Source organism: Pedobacter flavus (assembly GCF_036324285.1).
Classification (GTDB): Bacteria; Bacteroidota; Bacteroidia; order Sphingobacteriales; family Sphingobacteriaceae; genus Pedobacter; species Pedobacter flavus.
The window spans coordinates 1,013,992-1,033,819 of sequence record NZ_JAZDQU010000001.1 but is presented as its reverse complement, the minus strand read 5'-3'; the positions used below and the strand labels follow the sequence as shown (position 1 = coordinate 1,033,819).

Genomic DNA, 19,828 nt, shown 5'->3' with positions numbered 1-19,828 from the left:
AATTAAATTGGCATATTTTTGAAGTTAATAAATTGGAAGTTTAAATCTAAACCATCAACACCACTAACTCAATTAATGGAATAAGGCTCTAATAAAAATAGGCTCAATTGGCTTTAGTACAAACTAATTTGTTGAACTCAACTTAAACAATCCATCATTAAGTCCTCGCAGCAACATTTTGGCCTTTTTAAATCGTCTTTTCATTAAAAAATAACCTAGCATTGAGCCATAGAAACCTAAATTATAAACTAAATAAACAGGATAATAAACAACTTTACCATTGATCCTCAAGTTCCAAATTCGGTTTCTAACATTATAATAATGGATAATAGGACTTATCGTACCTTCGTTTTCTTTACGTTCGATCTTTCCAGAAGAGCCTACCGCATGATAAATTTTTGAAAAAGGATAAAACTTCAATAAGTTTCCTGATTTCCTAATTCTGAAAGACAATTCTACATCTTCATAATAGAGAAAGAATGCTTTATTAAACAAGCCTGTTTCCTTTAGTACATCATTTCTCAAAAACATACAGCAACCTGTTAACCAGTCTACATCTTTAATTTCTGGAGCTAGACCATTATTCTCAGAATAAGTAATTCCCAAAACCGAATTAAAATAAGATCCGCCATTCCATAACGAATTAGCATCATCTAAATAATAAATAGCTGGTTGTACACCTCCCACATCTAAATTATTCTCCATATAATTAAAAAGAGGTGTAACTATATCTTCCCAAACTTCCGTATCTGAATTTAAGAGTAAGGAATATTTATAACCTAATGCTATACTTTTTTCAATCGCTCTATTATTTCCTTCTGCAAAGCCAAGATTTTCCCCATTTTCTATAATGGTAAGATCAGGATATGAAGTTCTAAACTGTTCAACCGAATCATCTGCAGACCCATTATCAGCAAGAATAATATCGAAAAGCTCATTATTATTATTTTCCAACAATGTCTCAATACACCTTAAAGTTAGTGACGGTGTATTCCAATTTAACAATATAACAGCAATAGGTTTAGGCATTTCTATATTTCCTTATAGCCATTTCATACATCAATAAATTAACACTCTCAATTAATAACGCATAATAAGCAATAGCTATATAATTTTTTTCTTTAATAAAAATAAAGACAGTAATTATAGAAATAATTAAGGAAATCATAGAGATTCTAAATACCGCAGCATTTTTATTTTTAATTAATAGGTCTAAAACATTTAAAGAATTTAAGGCTGCTACAGTTGGTACCAAGGCCATTGCTCTTATAAAATTGATGGCATGCGCTTCCTGAGTATTGGTTAAAATTAGGATTATATAATCTGGGAAGAAATACATGATTACAGATGCAAGAATAAAAAAAGCAGTAATTATAATTTTAAACTTAAATCTAAACTTAAACCATAATTCTGGCCTTTCGTTATACAATTGTACACCTTTTGGATAAATCGCATTCGAAATCGCCATAATTAATAAGCGTCCTCCCCAAAGTAATTTATCACAAAATGAATAAGCACCTAATACAATTTCTTCTCCCCATTTACCCAATGCAAAAACCATGAGAGATTGTTGTAATTGAACGGATAAATTGTTTACAGTTAAATAGAAATTATCCTTAAACTGATATAAAAGGATAGAAAAACGCGGAATTAAAAGCTTTAGTTTATAAACCCTAAATGCCGAGACCAATAAAAGTCCATAAATTAAAACGCCCGAACTTCCAATTATAAAATTAACCTTATAATCGTCATATTCATTTTTTATCAATAAAAGCACTGCAATTATAGAGATAAGCTTAGAAAGCATATTGAAAAGGTTATAGTATTTTAACTTTTCAATGCCTATATAAAAATAGAGCGGATTTAACACTTCAGCTAAAATTAATGGAAGTGAAAAAATAATTAGGGTAAAATATTGACTATTAAAATAACTTAAGCCACCTAAAACCAAGAGATAAGCAATAAACAGAATAATTCTAATCCATAGAATATTAGAAATCACCCTACTCATAGTAGTTTTACCAATATTGCTGCTTACTTCTCTAATTCCAGATTGGTTGGTACCATAGTTAATTACACTTCCTGCAACCCCACAAAATGTACTGGCAACAATAACCTTTCCGAAAGTTTCGAGACCTAGAATTGAATTTATTAGGTAATAAATATAAATCTGAGATAAAGCGTTAATAATTTGAATAACGCTTAAATTCAGAAAATTAGCCAAAATATTGGTTTTCCCGATCCTGATAAATGTGCTTGTTATGAGCTTTTTCACGATCTCAAAAGATTTTTGGGCTCAACTAACTTGCTATGGTATCTGTTTTACGACAAATAGCTACTTTTTTTACAGCATTTATAATAGAATCCTTATCATATCCACAAAGTGCCCAAAGTTCTGGTTGCTCACCATGCTCAATAACCTCATCTGGAATACCTAATCGAATAATACTTGAGTTAAAATTATGATCCACCATAAATTCAGCAACAGCAGATCCCATACCTCCTTGCAAGCATCCGTCTTCTACCGTAATTACAGTTTTAAACTTCGTAAATACTTCAGTTAATAAGGCCTCATCAAGTGGTTTAACAAACCTTAAATCGTAATGAGCAGGGAAATAACCTTCAGAGTTTAACTCCTGACATGCCTCAAACGCAAAGTTTCCAACATGACCAAATGTTAAAATTGCCACGTCTTCTCCATCACAAATTTTCCTTCCCTTACCAATTGGCAATTCTTGAAAAGGCGTTTTCCAGTTAACCATTACCCCATTTCCGCGAGGATATCTAATAGAAAAAGGTCCTATGTTTTCTAACTGAGCGGTATACATCATATTTCTTAATTCTTCTTCATTCATTGGAGAAGCAATAATCATATTAGGAATACATCTCATATAAGCAATATCGTATGCTCCATGGTGTGTTGCACCATCAGCTCCAGCTAAACCAGCTCTATCTAAGCAAAAGACTACATTAAGGTTTTGAATAGCCACATCGTGGATAACCTGGTCGTATGCCCTTTGCATAAAACTTGAATAGATATTACAAAACGGCACCATTCCTTGAGCAGCCAATCCTGCTGAAAATGTAACCGCATGTTGTTCTGCAATACCAACATCAAAAGCGCGTTTTGGCATGGCTTTCATCATTATATTCATAGATGAACCAGAAGGCATTGCTGGTGTAATACCAGTAATTTTCTGATTTTGTTCAGCTAATTCTACCAATGTATGCCCAAAGACATCCTGGTATTTAGGTGGCTGTGGCTTATCAGAAGAAGATTTTTTAATCTCTCCGGTTATTTTATCGAATAAACCTGGCGCATGCCATTTGGTTTGATCTTTTTCTGCTAATGCAAATCCTTTTCCTTTAACCGTAACACAGTGTAATAATTTCGGACCAGGAATGGCTGATAAATCTTTAATAACAGATGCTAATCTTTTCACATCATGTCCGTCAACAGGACCAAAATATCTAAAATTTAAAGCCTCAAAAAAGTTGCTTTGTTTTAGTAGGGTACCTTTAATGCTCTTTTCTATTTTCTTAACGTATTTAGAAGCATTAGGCCCTAATCTAGAAATATTGTTTAGTACATGTGCAACATCGTCTCTAAATTTATTATATGATTTAGAAATCGTGATGCTGGTTAAATATTCTTTTAAAGCCCCAACATTCGGGTCAATAGACATACAATTATCATTCAGAATTACTAATAAATTAGAATTCTCAATTCCAGCATGATTTAAACCTTCGAAAGCTAAACCGGCTGTCATAGCCCCATCCCCTATCACTGCAACGTGTTGTCTATCTGTTTCTCCTTTTAATTGAGCAGCAACCGCCATACCTAAAGCTGCAGAAATAGAAGTCGACGAGTGGCCTACACCAAAAGCATCATATTCACTTTCCGCGATTTTAGGAAAGCCACTAATTCCATTGATTATCCTATTGGTATGGAATAAATCTTTACGACCTGTTAAAATTTTATGGCCATAAGCCTGATGGCCTACATCCCAAATTAATTTATCGTATGGCGTATTTAGAACGTAATGTAATGCAACAGTAAGTTCAACCACACCTAAACTAGCGGCAAAATGCCCCCCATTAACACTAACTACATCAATTATATGTTGACGTAACTCTTTAGCTATTTGTTCAAGATCATTCTCTGAGAACTTCTTAAGATCAGCGGGATAATTGATCTGGGATAGTAAGGTGTTTTCTTTTATTTCCATTCAATGTAAAAATACAAATTACGGCAAAATTGTTTAAATATGAATAATTTTCAAATTTAGACTTTCGCCAAAAGAATCGTTTGGTTACACAAAACTAATTATAAATTAACAAGAAATAAGATAACCGTCTATATTTTAAATAAAATGACGATTAAGTTGACATAATTCTGGAAGAAATTGCAGCTTTTGAATACATTTTTATAGATACTTATGCTTATTTTTACAACAAATAATTAACCATGAAAAGAGATACAGTAATTTTCGATCTTATCCAAAAAGAATTGGATAGACAAGAAAATGGAATTGAACTAATCGCATCAGAGAATTTTGTAAGCAAACAAGTAATGGAAGCTGCAGGCTCTGTACTAACCAATAAATACGCTGAGGGTCTTCCTGCAAAACGTTATTACGGTGGATGTAATGTTGTAGATGAGATAGAGAATTTAGCCATCGATAGAGCAAAACAATTATTTGGCGCTGAATGGGTAAACGTACAACCTCACTCAGGTGCTCAAGCAAATGCGGCGGTGATGTTAGCTGTACTTCAACCAGGTGATAAAATTCTTGGTTTTGATTTATCTCACGGCGGCCATTTAACACATGGTTCTCCTGTTAACTTTTCAGGTAAATTATATCAACCCTTATTTTATGGGGTTAAAAAGGAAGATGGATTAGTAGATTATGCTCAGTTAGAAGAAGTTGCTTTAAGAGAGAAACCAAAATTGATTATTTGTGGTGCCTCTGCTTATTCTAGAGAATGGGATTATGCTTTCATTAGAAGTGTTGCAGATAAGATTGGAGCTCTAGTTTTAGCTGATATTTCTCACCCTGCAGGTATGATTGCTAGAGGTTTATTAAACAATCCACTTCCACATTGCCATATCGTTACTACTACTACCCATAAAACTTTAAGAGGTCCAAGAGGCGGAATGATCATGATGGGCAAGGATTTTGAAAATCCGTTCGGTCAAAAAACTCCAAAAGGAGAACTTAAAATGATGTCTGCAGTTTTAGACATGGCTGTTTTCCCAGGAACCCAAGGTGGACCTTTAGAACATATTATTGCGGCTAAAGCGGTTGCATTTGGTGAAGCATTATCTGATGAATACTTAACCTACATAAAACAAGTTAAAGCGAATGCTACTGCTATGGCAGCTGCTTTTGTTGAAAAAGGCTATGGAATTATTTCGGGAGGTACAGACAACCACTTAATGTTAATTGACCTTAGAAATAAAAACATTACAGGTAAAGCAGCTGAAAAAGCATTAGAAAACGCAGAAATTACTGTCAACAAAAACATGGTTCCGTTTGATGATAAATCTCCATTTGTTACCTCTGGAATTCGTGTGGGTACTGCTGCTATTACTTCTCGTGGATTAAAAGAAGCTGACATGAAAACTATTGTAGATTTCATAGATGAGGTTTTAACTAACCCAGATAATGAAGAAAATATTAAACATGTAAAATCTAAAGTAATCACCTTTATTAAGCAATTTCCGCTTTATAAATAATAGAAAAATACTTTATTTTATTCCAATAGGGCATTTACAATACAGTAAATGCCCTATTTTATTTAATCGGGTTTTAGCTGCTACCCTAAATCATTTTACAAAAGCTAATGTGGCAATATTTATTTTGCCTACACCTCTCTCCAAAAGTTTTACAGCACAAGCCTCAATGGTGGCACCTGTAGTAAAAACATCATCAACCAGCAAAACTGTTTTCCCTTTTAATTCTTCATTTTCAGGTACGGCAAACACCTCCATTAAATCATTAAATCGCTCGAACCTATTTTTAAAAGTCTGGCTTTGTCGTTCTTTAATTCTAATCAGTAAATCTTCTCGCGTTGGGATTTCTAATATTTCTGCAATTCCAGTAGCCAAAAGTGCACTCTGATTATACCCTCTTTTCTTCAATTTTTTGGGATGCAAAGGTATAGGAATAATAAAATCTTGTTGGTAGTAATAAGGGCTACTTCTTATTCTAAGCCCCATTAAATTGCCCATTTTAATCCCCAAATCTAATTCCCTCTTATACTTAATGTGATGAATAAGGTGTTGAACATTGCTCATTTTCATAAAATATAACAATGCCATAGATGCATTTATTGGCACCCTACCCCATAATTGTCGAGCCAAAGGATTAGCCAAATAAATATGAAAATCTGTATAGGGTAAATCACTATGGCAATGCGTGCAGATTAATACTTCGCCATCTCTCAACTCCCTTCCGCAGCATTTGCAGAGAACTGGAAAAAACAAGTGTAAAAGATCATGAATATATTGAAACCACCGCATGGATCAAATATATCACCAACTCAAACTAAAGACTTTAGTTTAAACGTTTAAAAACGGAAATACACGTTTATAGATATTATGAAGGCTGTTTAACAGCAAGCTGACCACAGGCCGCATCTATATCCTTACCTCTACTTCTCCTAATATTAGTTGTAATACCTTGTTTACGAAGGTATTCTGCAAAAGCGTCTAATTTGTCGGCTTCAGTATTGGTAAAGGCAGCAAACTGAATAGGATTGTACTCAATGATATTTACTTTACAAGGAACGTGCTTACAAAACTTTGCTAATTCTGCAGCATCCACAATTTCATCATTAAAATTATTGAAAACAATATACTCGTAAGTTACTGGATTCTTAGTCTTAGCATAATAATACTTCAACGCATCAGCTAAAGCTTCCAATGAATTATGCTCAGTAATCGGCATAATTTCATTTCTTTTTTTATCATTTGCGGCGTGAAGCGATAATGCTAAATTAAATTTCACTTGATCATCGCCTAGTTTTCTTATCATTTTTGCAATTCCTGCAGTAGAAACAGTTATACGTTTATAAGACATATTTAAACCATCTTCTGCAGTAATTCTATCGATAGATTTTAACACATTGGCATAATTCAACAATGGCTCACCCATCCCCATATAAACAATATTGGTTAAATTTTGCTTATAATTTAACCTTGCTTGTTGGTCTATTAACACTACCTGATCATAAATTTCATCAGCATTTAAATTACGCTTACGATCCATATAGCCGGTGGCACAAAACTTACACGTTAAGCTACATCCTACTTGCGAGCTTACACAAGCAGTCATTCTTTCGTCTGTTGGGATTAAAACGCCTTCAACAATATTTTTATCATACAATTCAAATGTACTTTTTATGGTATGATCGTTACTGAACTGAGAATTATGTACTTTAACTGCGTTAATCGTGAAGTTTTCCTCTAAAATAGATCTAAGCGACTTAGATAAATTTGTCATTTCGGCGAAAGTATGGGCAGACTTTTCCCAAAGCCATTGGTAAACCTGCTTAGCCCTGTAAGAAGGCTCGCCTAAGTTTACAAAATGCTGTTGAAGTTGAGTAAGATCCAGACTTCTTATATCGATCTTTTTTGTGGAAGACATTTTACAAATATACGAAAACCTGTAGAAATACTTTTTTTGGTATTCTCCTATTATCGTTTACCTGAACGTTTTGATCCTGCGGGAGCGCCTGATTTACCTTTCGAAGGTCTAACTGGTCGCCTAGATGGCCCATTACTTTTATTCCAATCGTTTACATCCGTTGGCTTATAAGAATTAGAGGCCTTACTTTTCTTAAACTTTAGGTTTTTATCTTTTGGAGCAGTTGGCTTTTTCGACTTCGGAAATTCAGATTTAGGTGCACTTAGTTTTCCCGTTGTTTTTTTCTTTGCAGGAGCTGCTGTATTAGATTTAGAATTAGAAACCAGCTTATTTATAGCATTTGTTTCTTCTTCTGTCAACACTCTCCAATCGCCGATTGGCAAACCTTTAAGTGTAATATTCATAATTCTAATTCTCTCTAATTTAACCACCTCAAAACCCAAATACTCACACATCCTTCTTATTTGGCGGTTTAAACCTTGAACCAAAATTATATTAAAAACATTAGTGCTTATTTGTTTCACCTTACACTTCTTGGTCATTACCCCTAAAATGGGTATACCTGAAGCCATTTTTTCAATAAATTGAGGCGTTATAGGTTTATTTACAGTAACCACATATTCTTTCTCATGGTTATTTCCGGCACGAAGGATTTTATTAACTATATCGCCATTATTGGTTAAGAAAATTAAACCTTGAGAGTCTTTATCCAACCTACCGATTGGGAAAACTCTTTCGCTATAATTTACATGATCAACAATATTGTCCTTTACCTTACTTTCTGTTGTACTAGTAATTCCAGTAGGTTTGTTATAGGCAAGAATAACTGTATTTTCTGGTTGTTGTGGCTCAATTAATTGGCCATTTACCATTACTACATCACCGAAGAAAACTTTATCGCCAACTTTAGCCTTTTTCCCGTTAATAAAAACTTGGCCATTTTCAATAAATCTATCTGCCGCCCTTCTAGAGCACAAACCACTTTCACTTATATATTTATTCAGGCGACTGATTTCTTCCATTATTGATGTATTTTTTACAAATATACGAGAATCGTATGGTAAACTAACTATTAGAAATATGGGCTTAAAGCTTATTCCAATTTAACATTGAATAAAAGAGGGCTAGAACCAATTGAACTTCCAGCTTACCTTAGCAATAATTTTTAATTTCTATTTAGATTTTCTTCTAGACAACAACCATAAACTGCCCGACAACCCAATCAGCACAATTCCTCCTAAACCAGCGGTAGAATATTTTAATCTATTCTTCCTAAGTGGCAAGAATGGCGTATCTACAATTTGAAAAGTTGGCGTTTCTTGAATTAACATCGTTCTAGAAACTTCCAAATTCTTTACAATTTCGCCATAAGAGGTCTGAACTAAACGCTTATCTCGTTCCTGCAATTCTGATGGAACATTAGCCGTTGCATAAGCTGGATTTAAATCTAATAAAGTACTAGATGATGCACTTGATGCATAAGTCTTTCTATTTAGAATACGTTCTAAACTATCGGCTCTATGTTGGAGTTTATTTACGTTATTTCTTAATCGTTGGGTCTTAGTTTGGATATAGAAATCAGCAGCAATTTGAATCAAATTTTCATTAAACTTAGCCGCTAATTCTGCATTTTTCATTGTCGTATTTAATGCAAAAAATCCTAGTTTTTTATCCGGTTTGTTTACTGAAATCTGCTTCTCCGAAATTGTTTTTAATATTTCATTTAGCAAACTATCCTGAAGTCTGGTAAACTTAACATGACCTACTGGAAATGCCAAAGGCGATTCTTTAGTATATTTATCCCACTTCTTATCTAACTTATAAACCTTTACATATTTATCTGCAATAGATTCTGTACTATCTGTAAATGGCGACAAAAGTGTTTCTCTTAATAAACGTTGACTAATTAATAATTGCTGTACATTATCACCTTCCAAAACACCACTAGAGCTACCCATTAACCCACCAATATCTAGCCCCAATGATCCTGCTAAAGACGACATTAAACCACCACCAGAACCTTTACTTTCTTCTACCACAAAGGTTGTACGCGCTGTATATGAAACAGGCCATACCCATGCCAGAAGCAATCCTAATAAACAACCTGCAACAGCAAAAAGTATTACTTTAGTCTTATTCTCCCAGAGATAATTAATATCGTCCATCTTAGAGCTTATGGCACTTCTAAAAGTGTAATCTTCTTCTAAATTAGATGGGTCGTTAGGCTGATTCATAAATTTACTTAATAAAAATAGCTACAACAGTTAATAATGCTGTGAGGCCCGAAGCAATGGCAGAGATTTCCACCACATTTAACTTACCTTTTCCTCCTTGTTGCTCTGGAACAACTATTTTACTTCCCTCAATAATTCTAGGGAAATTTTTAAAGAACAAGAATTTTTTAACTGGCTGATTGGTTCCATTTGGATATTGAACATATGCATTTTTCAATCTTGCATTCTCTTTTAATCCGCCTGCAGCATTTATATAATATGAAAAATTTGAACTCGAAAAGTTAATTAACTGAGGTGTATTTACCGCTCCAGCAACTTCTACAAAAGGCATTAACCTTGGTACGTGAACACTATCGCCCTCCAACAGCACATAAACCCCTTTCTGATTTTTTAAATTCACATTAGACAAATTAATTCCAACACGAGTTCCGTTTCTAAAAACTTGGGCATTTTCTAAAGAACCTACTGGGGTTAAACCACCCGCTCTCTTAATAAATTCTGCTGCAGTTTCGTCTCTTCTTGTAAGTGGATAGTTGCCTGGAAATAACACTTCTCCTGTTACTTTAATATTTCCTAAAGATTTATAATTAACCAACCTAGGAACATAAATATAATCTAAAGGCTCAAGTCCAAACTTTCCTCCTTCTCCCATCATTAATGAATCAAGATTAACCGTAATTAAATTAATCAAGTTATTAGATACCGCATCAGATCTGTCCATTACTATTCTAGAAACTTCTATTCTATGCGTTGCCGCTTCAGGAAGAAATCCGTTTGCCATTACCAAGATATCCGAAACCGTCATTCCTTTTCTATACTCAAAAATGCCTGGATTTCTAACATTACCACCAATAGTTACAGTTCTTTTTTCTAATAATTCTTGTCTAGATTTAATAACCACCGTATCTTCTCTCAACAAAGTGATGTCTAAATCTTTACCGCTTAAAATATTTTGTGGATTAAAAGAAATCAACACTTTATCTAAGTTCGGATTAGTTCTTTTTATAAAACCCGTAACTAAAGACGCGTCTTCTCTCAAACCTTCGCCTTTTTCTATTAATTTTTTTAGCGTAAGTCCTGCTTCTAATTCAAAAGGTCCAGGTCTAAACACGGCACCTTCCAAATTCACTCTATTGCTATATCGATCTAAAATTGCCCCGAAGAATACCGAATCTGCATTTTTCAAAACATATCTATCAAACATATCAGAAGAAACATCTTTTACACTTCTTTCGCGATCATTTATTTGCGAAACCTTAGCGATACTTTTGTAAGCATTATCAGAAAATCCGCTTGCATATTTCACTAAATCTGCAATTGTTTCATCAGATTTTAATTCATATAAACCAGGTTTTCTAATTTCCCCATCAACAGCTACTCTTTTTGTATAAGCTGGTATTCTAATTACATCTTGATCTTCCAACCTTACGTTTTCAGACATTATACCGCTCTGAATAAAAGAATATAGATCAACTGTTTTTATTACTTTATTACCTCTAATTAATTCAATATTTCTAAAAGAACCAATATTAGTTGGTCCGCCGCTTCTATAAAGTGCATTAAACAAAGTTGATAATCCAGAAACAGGATGTGTTCCAGGTAATGCCACTTCACCAATAATGGTAACTCTAATTGTTTTAACTGAACCTAATGTAACGCTTAATTTTGTTTGGCCAGTTGCCAATGCTGGATAAGCAACTTGTTGTGCACGAAGTTTAATTATATCGTAAGCTTGCTCTATTGTTTTTCCATTAAGATTAATTAATCCTAATCTATTTACTTGAAGATTTCCTTCTGGTGAAATTCTTGATGTAGTTACCGCTTCATTTAAGCCAGTAAAAATAACATTTACCTCATCATCAGCGCCTAAAATATAGCCCTTTGGAGTTGCTACTCTATAATTTGGTTCGAAACTTAAATTAGGATTATTAAACAAATCCATACCAAAAATTTTGGATGCTTTTTTCACTACAGCCACAGGTGGTACTTTTGTTGTGTCCCTACTGTAATCGTAAGACATAGGTCGTGCTGGTCCTGATGGTTTATTAGCACCAGTAGCCCCCGAAGCTCTTAAAGCCTTTAAGCGCTCACTGAGCAAATTAGCCTCCAATGGATCTAATCCTTGCTTTATCAACAAACTTGTCGCCTCATCTTCTGAATATTGACCTTCAAATTGTTTGTAAATTTCTAAAAGTTTTGCATCTGTAACATTAGCTGATTTTAGATTACTTAAATCAACCGATGTAGGTATCTGAGCTTGTGAAGTAGGGATAAAAAATACTAACCCAAGGAAAATTAATGATAGAAATATTTTTAAGCGCATGCTCTAATTTTATTAACTGCTGATAACAAATATACTTATAAATGGTGTTTTATCAACTCCTCATTTAAATACATTAAAACCCAAGGCTCAATCCAAACTTAAAATTATTGGTGGTTTGCTTGGTATTTGTAGAGATCGTACTTAATGAAATATGCTGATAATTAGCATTAAAATATAAATTATGAATTACCTCATAACCTATATTTAATTGTAATAAATTTTGTTTAAACTGATAATCGTCTAAGAATTTAGGTTGAGGTTCTTTAAAGTATTGGTCTAATAATGAACCTGGATTCCCTTTTCTAACCGATTGAATAGTTAATGATGTTTTAAGTCTCGAAATTGGAGTATATTTTAAATAAGCTAAGAATCTATCTGCATTTGCCCCCATCCAGTCACCCAATGTATAATCGTGGTGTGTATAATTTTGCGCTGGAATTAAGTTTTGATAATTAAAAGGATTTAAACGGGTATATTCTGCACCAATAGTTAAATAAGGAATTCCTATATCAGTTACAGATGCACCTAAATTATAACCCAATTGATTTCTACTTTTCTGCGCATTAAAAGCATTTGTAAAACTTATTTCATCAATAAATAAAGTAGCATACAAATGGGTGTTTTTTATAAGATTTCTAGAACTTGCCTGGAAAAAGAATTGAGAATTAGAACCTGTAGAGATTTTATATCTGCTGGCATGTTGATCATAAACTTTAAAAAACATTAAAGGAAATAAATAACCTGCTTCCAGTTTATCTGTATAAATTACTGATTCACCTGCTGTTAAACTCAACCCTTTAGTCGGGTAAAAAGTTAAACTATGTGAAGCCATATATTTTTGAATATAGGACTCCCTAACATCTCCATAAATAGGATTTCCCTTATTATAGGTCGCATTAGAATCTATTATTGCAGAGTTAAGCCAAGTATGTATATAATTAAAACTTAACCATTTTAAAGGTTTATAATCTAAACGAATAAATGGAGCTGCGGGAGCTTTATCAGATAAAACCAATTTTCCATTTGCACCATAGCCAAAAGTTAGCTGATCGTATCCAACAGAAATAGAACCATTTTGCCAATTATAAGTTGCGCTACCTCTAAAATCCGAAAAATTTAAAGATTTTGGATCATTACCTTCGGTTCGTACCACCCCAGTTTCAGGCGTAAAACTTTTCAATTTATCAATTCCATCACCTTTTTCAGTATTATCTGTAAATCCTGCTTGAAACGCAATGTGTTTACCTGCCTGACCCCAAAATTGAGCTCCATTCGCAATTCCTGTAATACTTCTCTGGGTACCTTGAATACCATAAATAGATAAGGTTGGATCCCCATTTAAAATAAAATCATCCTTTCTAACCGCCAAAAATCTCAATCTCCCATGCTGATCCTTTTTTAAAAAGCTTACTTCATCTACTGCTCCATCATTAAACTCTGCATATTCTTGTCTATAAAAATCGAGTTCTTTAATTTCTATTGGACTTAACTGCGTTCTTAAAGAATCTAATTTACTTAAATGAAAAGCAATATCTTTTCTAGAATAGGGCTGAATAAGATCATCCAAATCAATATTCCCTTTTTGAGCTTGTCGAGATAGAAACTGATAAATTTCTTTATTTGGATTTTCCCAAACCTTCTGCGCCAATAAACCTTCTGAGGCAAAAAGAAGGACAGAAACAACCAAAATAAATTTAAAATATAACCGATTAATATGCATTATCGTCCCCCTTAATTAGATTAATAATAGTCTGAAGTATAATTTGGCAATCTAATAGAAAAGTCCATTGATGAATGTAATACAAATCATAATTCACCCTTCTTTGCATAGCCCCTGGCGCACTGGTTTCGCCTCTACTTCCATTTACTTGGGCCCAGCCTGTAATTCCAGGCTTTACTAAATGTCGCAACATATATTGATTTACAGACTCAATAGATGATAAATTTAATGGGGTTACATGTGGTCTAGGGCCAACAACCGACATATCACCAATCAATACATTCCAAAACTGAGGTAGCTCATCAATGTTTAGCGCCCTTAAATATTTACCTATCGGGGTAATTCGTGCATCGTTTTTCGAAGCTTGTAAAAAATTACCGTCTTTATCTTGTTCCGGACTATCAACATACATCGTCCTGAATTTGTAGCAGATGATTCTTTTATTATTTAAGCCCCATCGTTCTTGTTTAAAAAACACAGGACCTTTACTCGTTAACTTTATTAATAACGCTACAATAGGCATAAACCACCAGCCTATTAAAACAAAAAACATCGTAGAGAAAACGACATCAAAAACCCTTTTTATAGCCTTATTAGACCATCTATCTTGGGGTAGAGATCTTAAATTAATTACAGGAAGTAGGCCGATATTATTTACCTGTATATTACTCGAAGTATAAAGTGATAAATCTGGAATCATTCTCACTCTTTTTCCAACATAATCGCCAGCATCAATACACTTTCTAATTTCTTGCTGATAAGTATTGGGTAAAGCAATTATGATTTCGTCTACCTCTTCATTTTCTAAAATTTCTGGCAATAGATTTATTGGCCCCAAATACCTACATCCGTTTAACTCTTTAATCTCGTCATCTAAGAAACCAATACATTTATAACCATAATATTTATGATTATTTATTGTATAATAAAAATCACGTGCTGCTGGGGTAGAACCTACTAAAATTATCTTTTCTAATAATTCACCCTTATAAAAAACACGATGTAATAACTTTCTAAGAATATATTTAAAAGAGAGGATTAGGACAAAACTTACCGACAAAAAAGCGGCTAAAAAGTAAGTACTAAAATTTACAGAGCCTCTTATATAAAACAGGAATGAAGTATGTACAAACGTAAATAAGAATAGAGTTAAGAGAATTTGAATAATCTCTTCAGAAAACCTATTTGACCTTAAATCTTGATAAATTTTAGAAAACTGAGCTGAGATATACCAAGCTAAAATTGCAGATCCAATGTATAATAAAGTTTGATTAGGCGTCGCACCTTCATTTAACTTAGGAAAAATAGCTCGGGTTAGAAAGAATGCTCCAATTAGTACCGGGGCATCAATTAAATAACGAATTGTATTATAAATAAAATGTGGCCTCGTCATAAATTCATTCTCGCATCAATCCAATTTATCGCAGATGCAAAACAGTAGGATTAAGATAATTGGATAAAGTTTTATTCATAAACACTAGTCGGTTCAGTTTACTATTTTTATGGCAAGCAAAAATGAAGCCATCAATTCAATAGTATTCTTTGGTAAAGATACAGAATTAACTGCTACTCAAAAAGAATACAAGGTGCCAATTAAATATTATTTAACTAATTGAATAAAATTTTGATGATTTAGTCTTTTAAATACAGCCTTAAGATTGTCGTAATCTTTGAGCAGATTTTCCTCTAACTCTTCATCCCAAGCCAGCATATCACGGAGTAGTCCTGAAGCGGAATGGAATGTAGCGTAGAAACGCCCTCCTAAATACAGTCCCTCTCCTAAAAACGATACATTAATCCCAAAGTACCATGGAAATTAAAAACATCATTTTTAGGTGTATAATAAGCCGCATTCGGGTCATAATCTTTTAATCTCCACTGATAATTAAGGGATTTTACGCCAGTAATATCTACTTTAAATAAAAGGTTTTTATAAGCCGCTTGCCCATTTAATCCTAAAGCAAAATCGACCCATTTTCTGCTTTGTTGATTAAGATCATTTATGAAATATTCATAAAAATCTACATTCCTATCTATTCTTTGAAATTTTAACCCAACATTACTTAAGCCCTTATGAAAATTAACCTGTAATCCTGCTACATTAGAACCCGATCCAGGGCCCGAACCTAAATTCTGACCATAATGGGTATAACCTTGCCTAACTTGAAAATGCTGATAAAAACCACCCGCATCACGCACCAACCTATCAACCGTTTGAGAAAGCTGGGTAATTTCAGCGTTAAAAGAAATATATTTCTTGTGAGCATTTAGCGGCAATAATTTGCTAAAGCCAAATTGGTAAGCGCGGCTATGATCTGGAGACCCAATAAAATCTCTAAAATTATAAGAGTTATCATTTAACCCAAATTCGAAATAAACTTCAGCATTAGATTTTGGAAAGACCCAACGCGTATAAAACGACAACCTTTGATCACGATCAAAATTATCTTGATCCACATCAAATTTCTGAAACCTAATAAATAAAGGGAAATAATCTTTAAAACCATTTAATTCCGACTCATAAGCCATAAAGCTTCTGGTAAAGCCTAAATATAAATTTGGAACCCATTTAGGCTGATAATTTATATTTAATGCCGATAAGTATCTCCAACTACCAATAAAAGTTGGATTTAAATCGTGTCCCGTAGATACAATAGAATTCTGTAAAGCAGGTTCTTTAGAGCTTTCTAACCTTCCACCTATTAATTGAGCCTCAAAAGAACCAATTCCTGTTTTAATAGGTTTATTAGTATGAATTGTTAAATGCTGAAAACCAGGCGCATCATTTCCCATTATAAGTGAGTTTTGTACACCTGGACCCCACCATAAATTTTCAGTCGAATAACCTACACTAACTGGACCAAAATTCAATTTCACAAAACTCTGACCTGGAAAAATTTTATTGTATTTTCCATCGCCAAAACGTTCTGGAAAATCAATATAATTATAAAACTTAAAGTAGTTTATCTTCTCTAAATCTGTTCTTCCTTCGCTATACGATGGAAAATAAGGATTTTCTGCATTAACCCATTCTGGATTCAACTGAACTTCTAGCGGACCCAATTTCACATTTAAACCCGCACTTAAATAAGTTTGCAAGCCTTTTGCTGGAATAATAGGTCCATTATTAAAACCAAATGGATGATGACTATTATAACTTAATACACCAGAAATTGGCAAAACAGAAATTTGCGTATTCTTTAAGAAATTGCTTTTATAAAGTACAGTAGGTAATAATGGTTTTATTATTTCCTGCTGGTTAGAATCTAAAACTTGTATTCCTATTGGCCTAATTGTAGCAGAAAAAGATGTTTTATCCCCAAACAATTGTCCAAATCTAGTTTGAACATCTAATGCACCCCCTACTGGAATAGTTTGGCCCTTAAGAAGAACAGAACTTCCAATTATAAAAATCAGGGTTAATCCCAATTTTATACTGCTCAATTTATATTTAAAATGAAGATTCATAATCACTGGCCAATTCAAAATCTATAACTTAAACCCAACTGTACATTAAAATTAAAAGCATCTAAACCCTTTACCATATAAGATTGGTTTTGATTTTGAGATAAATACCACTGATAATTTAAAGACTTAATAGCTTGTACCTTAGCATTAAAAATAAAGTTCTTATAATTCCAATCGCCATGGGCGCCAATACTTAAATCTACCCAATGTCTTCTAAAATCTTGCGACTCCGTGAAAATATAATAATACAAGTCATTATTATGAACATACCGCTCAAATTGTAAACCTAAGCGTTTTAAACCCTTAACCCAACTAACATCTAAAGATTGAACATTACCGCCTGGACCAATTCCAGCTCCAATTACTTCACCTAAATGCGTATATCCTTGTCTTATGTATTTATTTAAATACCAACTTCGACCTTGAGCAATAAGTTCTGGCTTTGTTTCTTGCAATTGACTAACCTCTACTCCAATCATTAAATTTTCTTTATTTCTGGAGCCAAAGGGTATTAATTTTCTTACACCAACTGTATAACCTCTAGAAGTTTCGGGTCTTAAAGCATTTTCTCTAGCTGTTTCACGATAATTATTTTTACCGTATTCTATATAAAACTCTGCTTGCTCCTTACTCCATAACCATCTCAAAAAATAGGAATAACGTTGATCTGGTAAATTATTTGCTTGAGCAACTGTATTTTTATTCGATGATAGGAATGGTAAATAATCTCCAATTTCATTTAAATCCTTACTATACAATTGTTTGGTTTGGGTAAGTCCTAAAAATAATCCTGGTACCCATTTAGGTTGATAAGTAAAAACAAAACCGGTTAAATAGCGCCAATCTTCTGATTTAGGGACGTATAAATTGCTGTTAAAATAAAATCTATCTTCAGCTAGAGGAGCATATCCCGATCCTTTTAATCTACCTGCAATAATTTGTCCTTCTAAACTTCCAAATTTTGTATTTATAGGTTTTATAGTGTTTAAAGTTAAGTGTGCAAACCCTGGCGCATTATTACTCATTAACAACGAATTACGCAATGCTGGCCCCCACCATAAATTCTCTGTTGATAATCCTACCGATAGCGATTTATGATTTAACCTAATACTACTTTGCCCTATAAATGCCTTTGCATACGCTTTTGTTCCAAACCTCGTAGGCAAATCAATATTATTATAAAAATCATAATATCTGGCGGTTACCACATCATAATGATCCTTATTAAATTCATCAAACGCATTATTTGAAGCAACTACAAACTCTGGATTAAGCTGAATACTTAACATCCCAATTTCAGCAGAAAAACCTCCACTCAGATAAGCCTGAATTCCCTTATTCGGAATCATTGGACCGTCATTCATTCCATAAGGATGATGAGAATTTATTTGTGTCTTAAACTCTAACGGCAATAAATTCACCTTCCATTTGCTATTTGCAGTTGAGAAAAACGATGCTTGATCTATCCTTTTAAAATTCACATCCTCATCCGCTGTAAAGAATACATCTTCCTTATTGAACTTAACTTTTGGATAAATTGGTCTAACCGTAAAAGAAACATTCGAATCAATATTTCCTAATAACTGCTGTCTTCTATAATAATCTTCCAGGCCAATTTTGCCCACCGAAATAGTTTGAGCATTGGCGCTAAAACTTATAGACAGAAAAATTAATGCGATTAAAACTCTCAAATTATATAGTTTAGTTTAGGCTTATTAAATTTAACAATTACGGTTTAGCAAAGCTAAAGTACGTTACTTTTTACAACTCAATTACTCGAACTCGAATATTATCTATAGACCAGCTCTCATCACAAAGTGGATTTGAGGTATTCTTTTGCACCAATAAATCCTTAAATGATAAAAGCATTTTATTACTATTATGTTTTATGGTCTTAGAAATCTTATATAAACTAGTGCCTGAAGGGTTATTGGCTTCTAAACAAACTCCTGGCATAGTACTAAAAACGCCAGCCCTAGGCAGATTATTATTGTTGGGATAATCGTTAGGGTAAGATTGAGGCGGACAATGTCTTCCTGGTTCACAATAAGTATTAGAAAAAGTAGTATTGATATAATTTTTATCATCAACACTAAACTTCCATATATCAGGTCCACCTATCCCGTCGCCCTCCAAGCTATTCCCATCCCAACTATCATGAATATATAAATCAAAATCAATAATTGCTACGGCATGTTTTGGGAGATTATTTATTTCAACTAATAATTCTTGATTATTATAAAATCCGGCAACCTTAGTTTGAAAAAAATCTACCACTTTTAAATTTTGAATACCAGTAGAATTTCCAGATTCAAAATCATTAAAATAAACTTCAGTTTCTAGTTTTACTTGTTTTGCGCAACTAATATTAAATAAAACGATTATTGACAAAAGAAAAAAGGCAGCACTAGAGTTAAACCTTAGCATAGTA

Annotated in this window: 14 protein-coding genes; 1 reads left to right on the top strand and 13 read right to left on the bottom strand. The window is 33.3% G+C overall.

Annotated features, from left to right (window positions below):
* Positions 1 to 123: 123 nt before the first annotated feature.
* Genes VRU49_RS04795 through dxs form a run of 3 tightly spaced genes read right to left on the bottom strand, consistent with a single transcriptional unit; the run spans position 124 to position 4,229 of the window.
* Positions 124 to 1,029 (bottom strand): glycosyltransferase family 2 protein, encoded by a 906-nt coding sequence (locus VRU49_RS04795; RefSeq protein ID WP_330145650.1) that lies wholly within the window; start codon positions 1,027 to 1,029, stop codon positions 124 to 126.
* Positions 1,022 to 2,275: an oligosaccharide flippase family protein gene (locus VRU49_RS04790; RefSeq protein ID WP_330145649.1), complete on the bottom strand. Its 1,254-nt coding sequence runs from the start codon at positions 2,273 to 2,275 to the stop codon at positions 1,022 to 1,024. Before VRU49_RS04790 ends, VRU49_RS04795 begins: the two co-directional genes overlap by 8 nt.
* A gap of 25 nt (positions 2,276 to 2,300) precedes the next feature.
* Positions 2,301 to 4,229 carry a 1-deoxy-D-xylulose-5-phosphate synthase gene (dxs, locus tag VRU49_RS04785; protein ID WP_330145648.1) on the bottom strand — a complete coding sequence of 643 codons (1,929 nt, stop codon included), beginning with the start codon at positions 4,227 to 4,229 and terminating at the stop codon, positions 2,301 to 2,303.
* Positions 4,230 to 4,468: 239 nt separating this feature from the next.
* On the opposite strand from dxs, the gene glyA reads away from it, so the two are divergent.
* Positions 4,469 to 5,740, top strand: a complete 1,272-nt coding sequence (glyA, locus tag VRU49_RS04780; RefSeq protein ID WP_330145647.1) for a serine hydroxymethyltransferase — start codon at positions 4,469 to 4,471, stop codon at positions 5,738 to 5,740.
* A 90-nt stretch (positions 5,741 to 5,830) separates the two neighbouring features.
* On the opposite strand, the gene VRU49_RS04775 is transcribed toward glyA, so the two are convergent.
* The 10 genes from VRU49_RS04775 to VRU49_RS04730 form a co-directional block, all read right to left on the bottom strand.
* Entirely contained in the window at positions 5,831 to 6,526 is a 696-nt protein-coding gene (locus VRU49_RS04775) for a ComF family protein (RefSeq protein WP_330145646.1), read from the bottom strand.
* 76 nt (positions 6,527 to 6,602) lie between these two features.
* Positions 6,603 to 7,652, bottom strand: coding sequence for a dual-specificity RNA methyltransferase RlmN (rlmN, locus tag VRU49_RS04770; RefSeq protein ID WP_330145645.1), 1,050 nt, complete (start codon positions 7,650 to 7,652; stop codon positions 6,603 to 6,605).
* A gap of 50 nt (positions 7,653 to 7,702) precedes the next feature.
* Positions 7,703 to 8,674, bottom strand: coding sequence for a 23S rRNA pseudouridine(2604) synthase RluF (gene rluF / locus VRU49_RS04765; RefSeq protein WP_330145644.1), 972 nt, complete (start codon positions 8,672 to 8,674; stop codon positions 7,703 to 7,705).
* A gap of 150 nt (positions 8,675 to 8,824) precedes the next feature.
* On the bottom strand, positions 8,825 to 9,886 hold the full coding sequence (locus VRU49_RS04760) for a hypothetical protein (protein ID WP_330145643.1): 1,062 nt from the start codon (positions 9,884 to 9,886) through the stop codon (positions 8,825 to 8,827).
* 4 nt (positions 9,887 to 9,890) lie between these two features.
* Entirely contained in the window at positions 9,891 to 12,209 is a 2,319-nt protein-coding gene (locus VRU49_RS04755; RefSeq protein WP_330145642.1) for an SLBB domain-containing protein, read from the bottom strand.
* A gap of 73 nt (positions 12,210 to 12,282) precedes the next feature.
* Positions 12,283 to 13,929, bottom strand: coding sequence for a capsule assembly Wzi family protein (locus VRU49_RS04750; protein ID WP_330145641.1), 1,647 nt, complete (start codon positions 13,927 to 13,929; stop codon positions 12,283 to 12,285).
* Positions 13,919 to 15,322, bottom strand: coding sequence for an undecaprenyl-phosphate glucose phosphotransferase (locus tag VRU49_RS04745; protein WP_330145640.1), 1,404 nt, complete (start codon positions 15,320 to 15,322; stop codon positions 13,919 to 13,921). The genes VRU49_RS04750 and VRU49_RS04745 overlap by 11 nt, the downstream gene beginning before the upstream one ends.
* Before the next feature lie 386 nt (positions 15,323 to 15,708).
* Positions 15,709 to 17,397, bottom strand: a complete 1,689-nt coding sequence (locus tag VRU49_RS04740; RefSeq protein ID WP_330145639.1) for a capsule assembly Wzi family protein — start codon at positions 17,395 to 17,397, stop codon at positions 15,709 to 15,711.
* 14 nt (positions 17,398 to 17,411) lie between these two features.
* On the bottom strand, positions 17,412 to 19,088 hold the full coding sequence (locus VRU49_RS04735) for a capsule assembly Wzi family protein (RefSeq protein WP_330145638.1): 1,677 nt from the start codon (positions 19,086 to 19,088) through the stop codon (positions 17,412 to 17,414).
* Positions 19,089 to 19,158: 70 nt separating this feature from the next.
* Positions 19,159 to 19,824, bottom strand: coding sequence for a hypothetical protein (locus tag VRU49_RS04730; RefSeq protein WP_330145637.1), 666 nt, complete (start codon positions 19,822 to 19,824; stop codon positions 19,159 to 19,161).
* Positions 19,825 to 19,828: the final 4 nt, after the last annotated feature.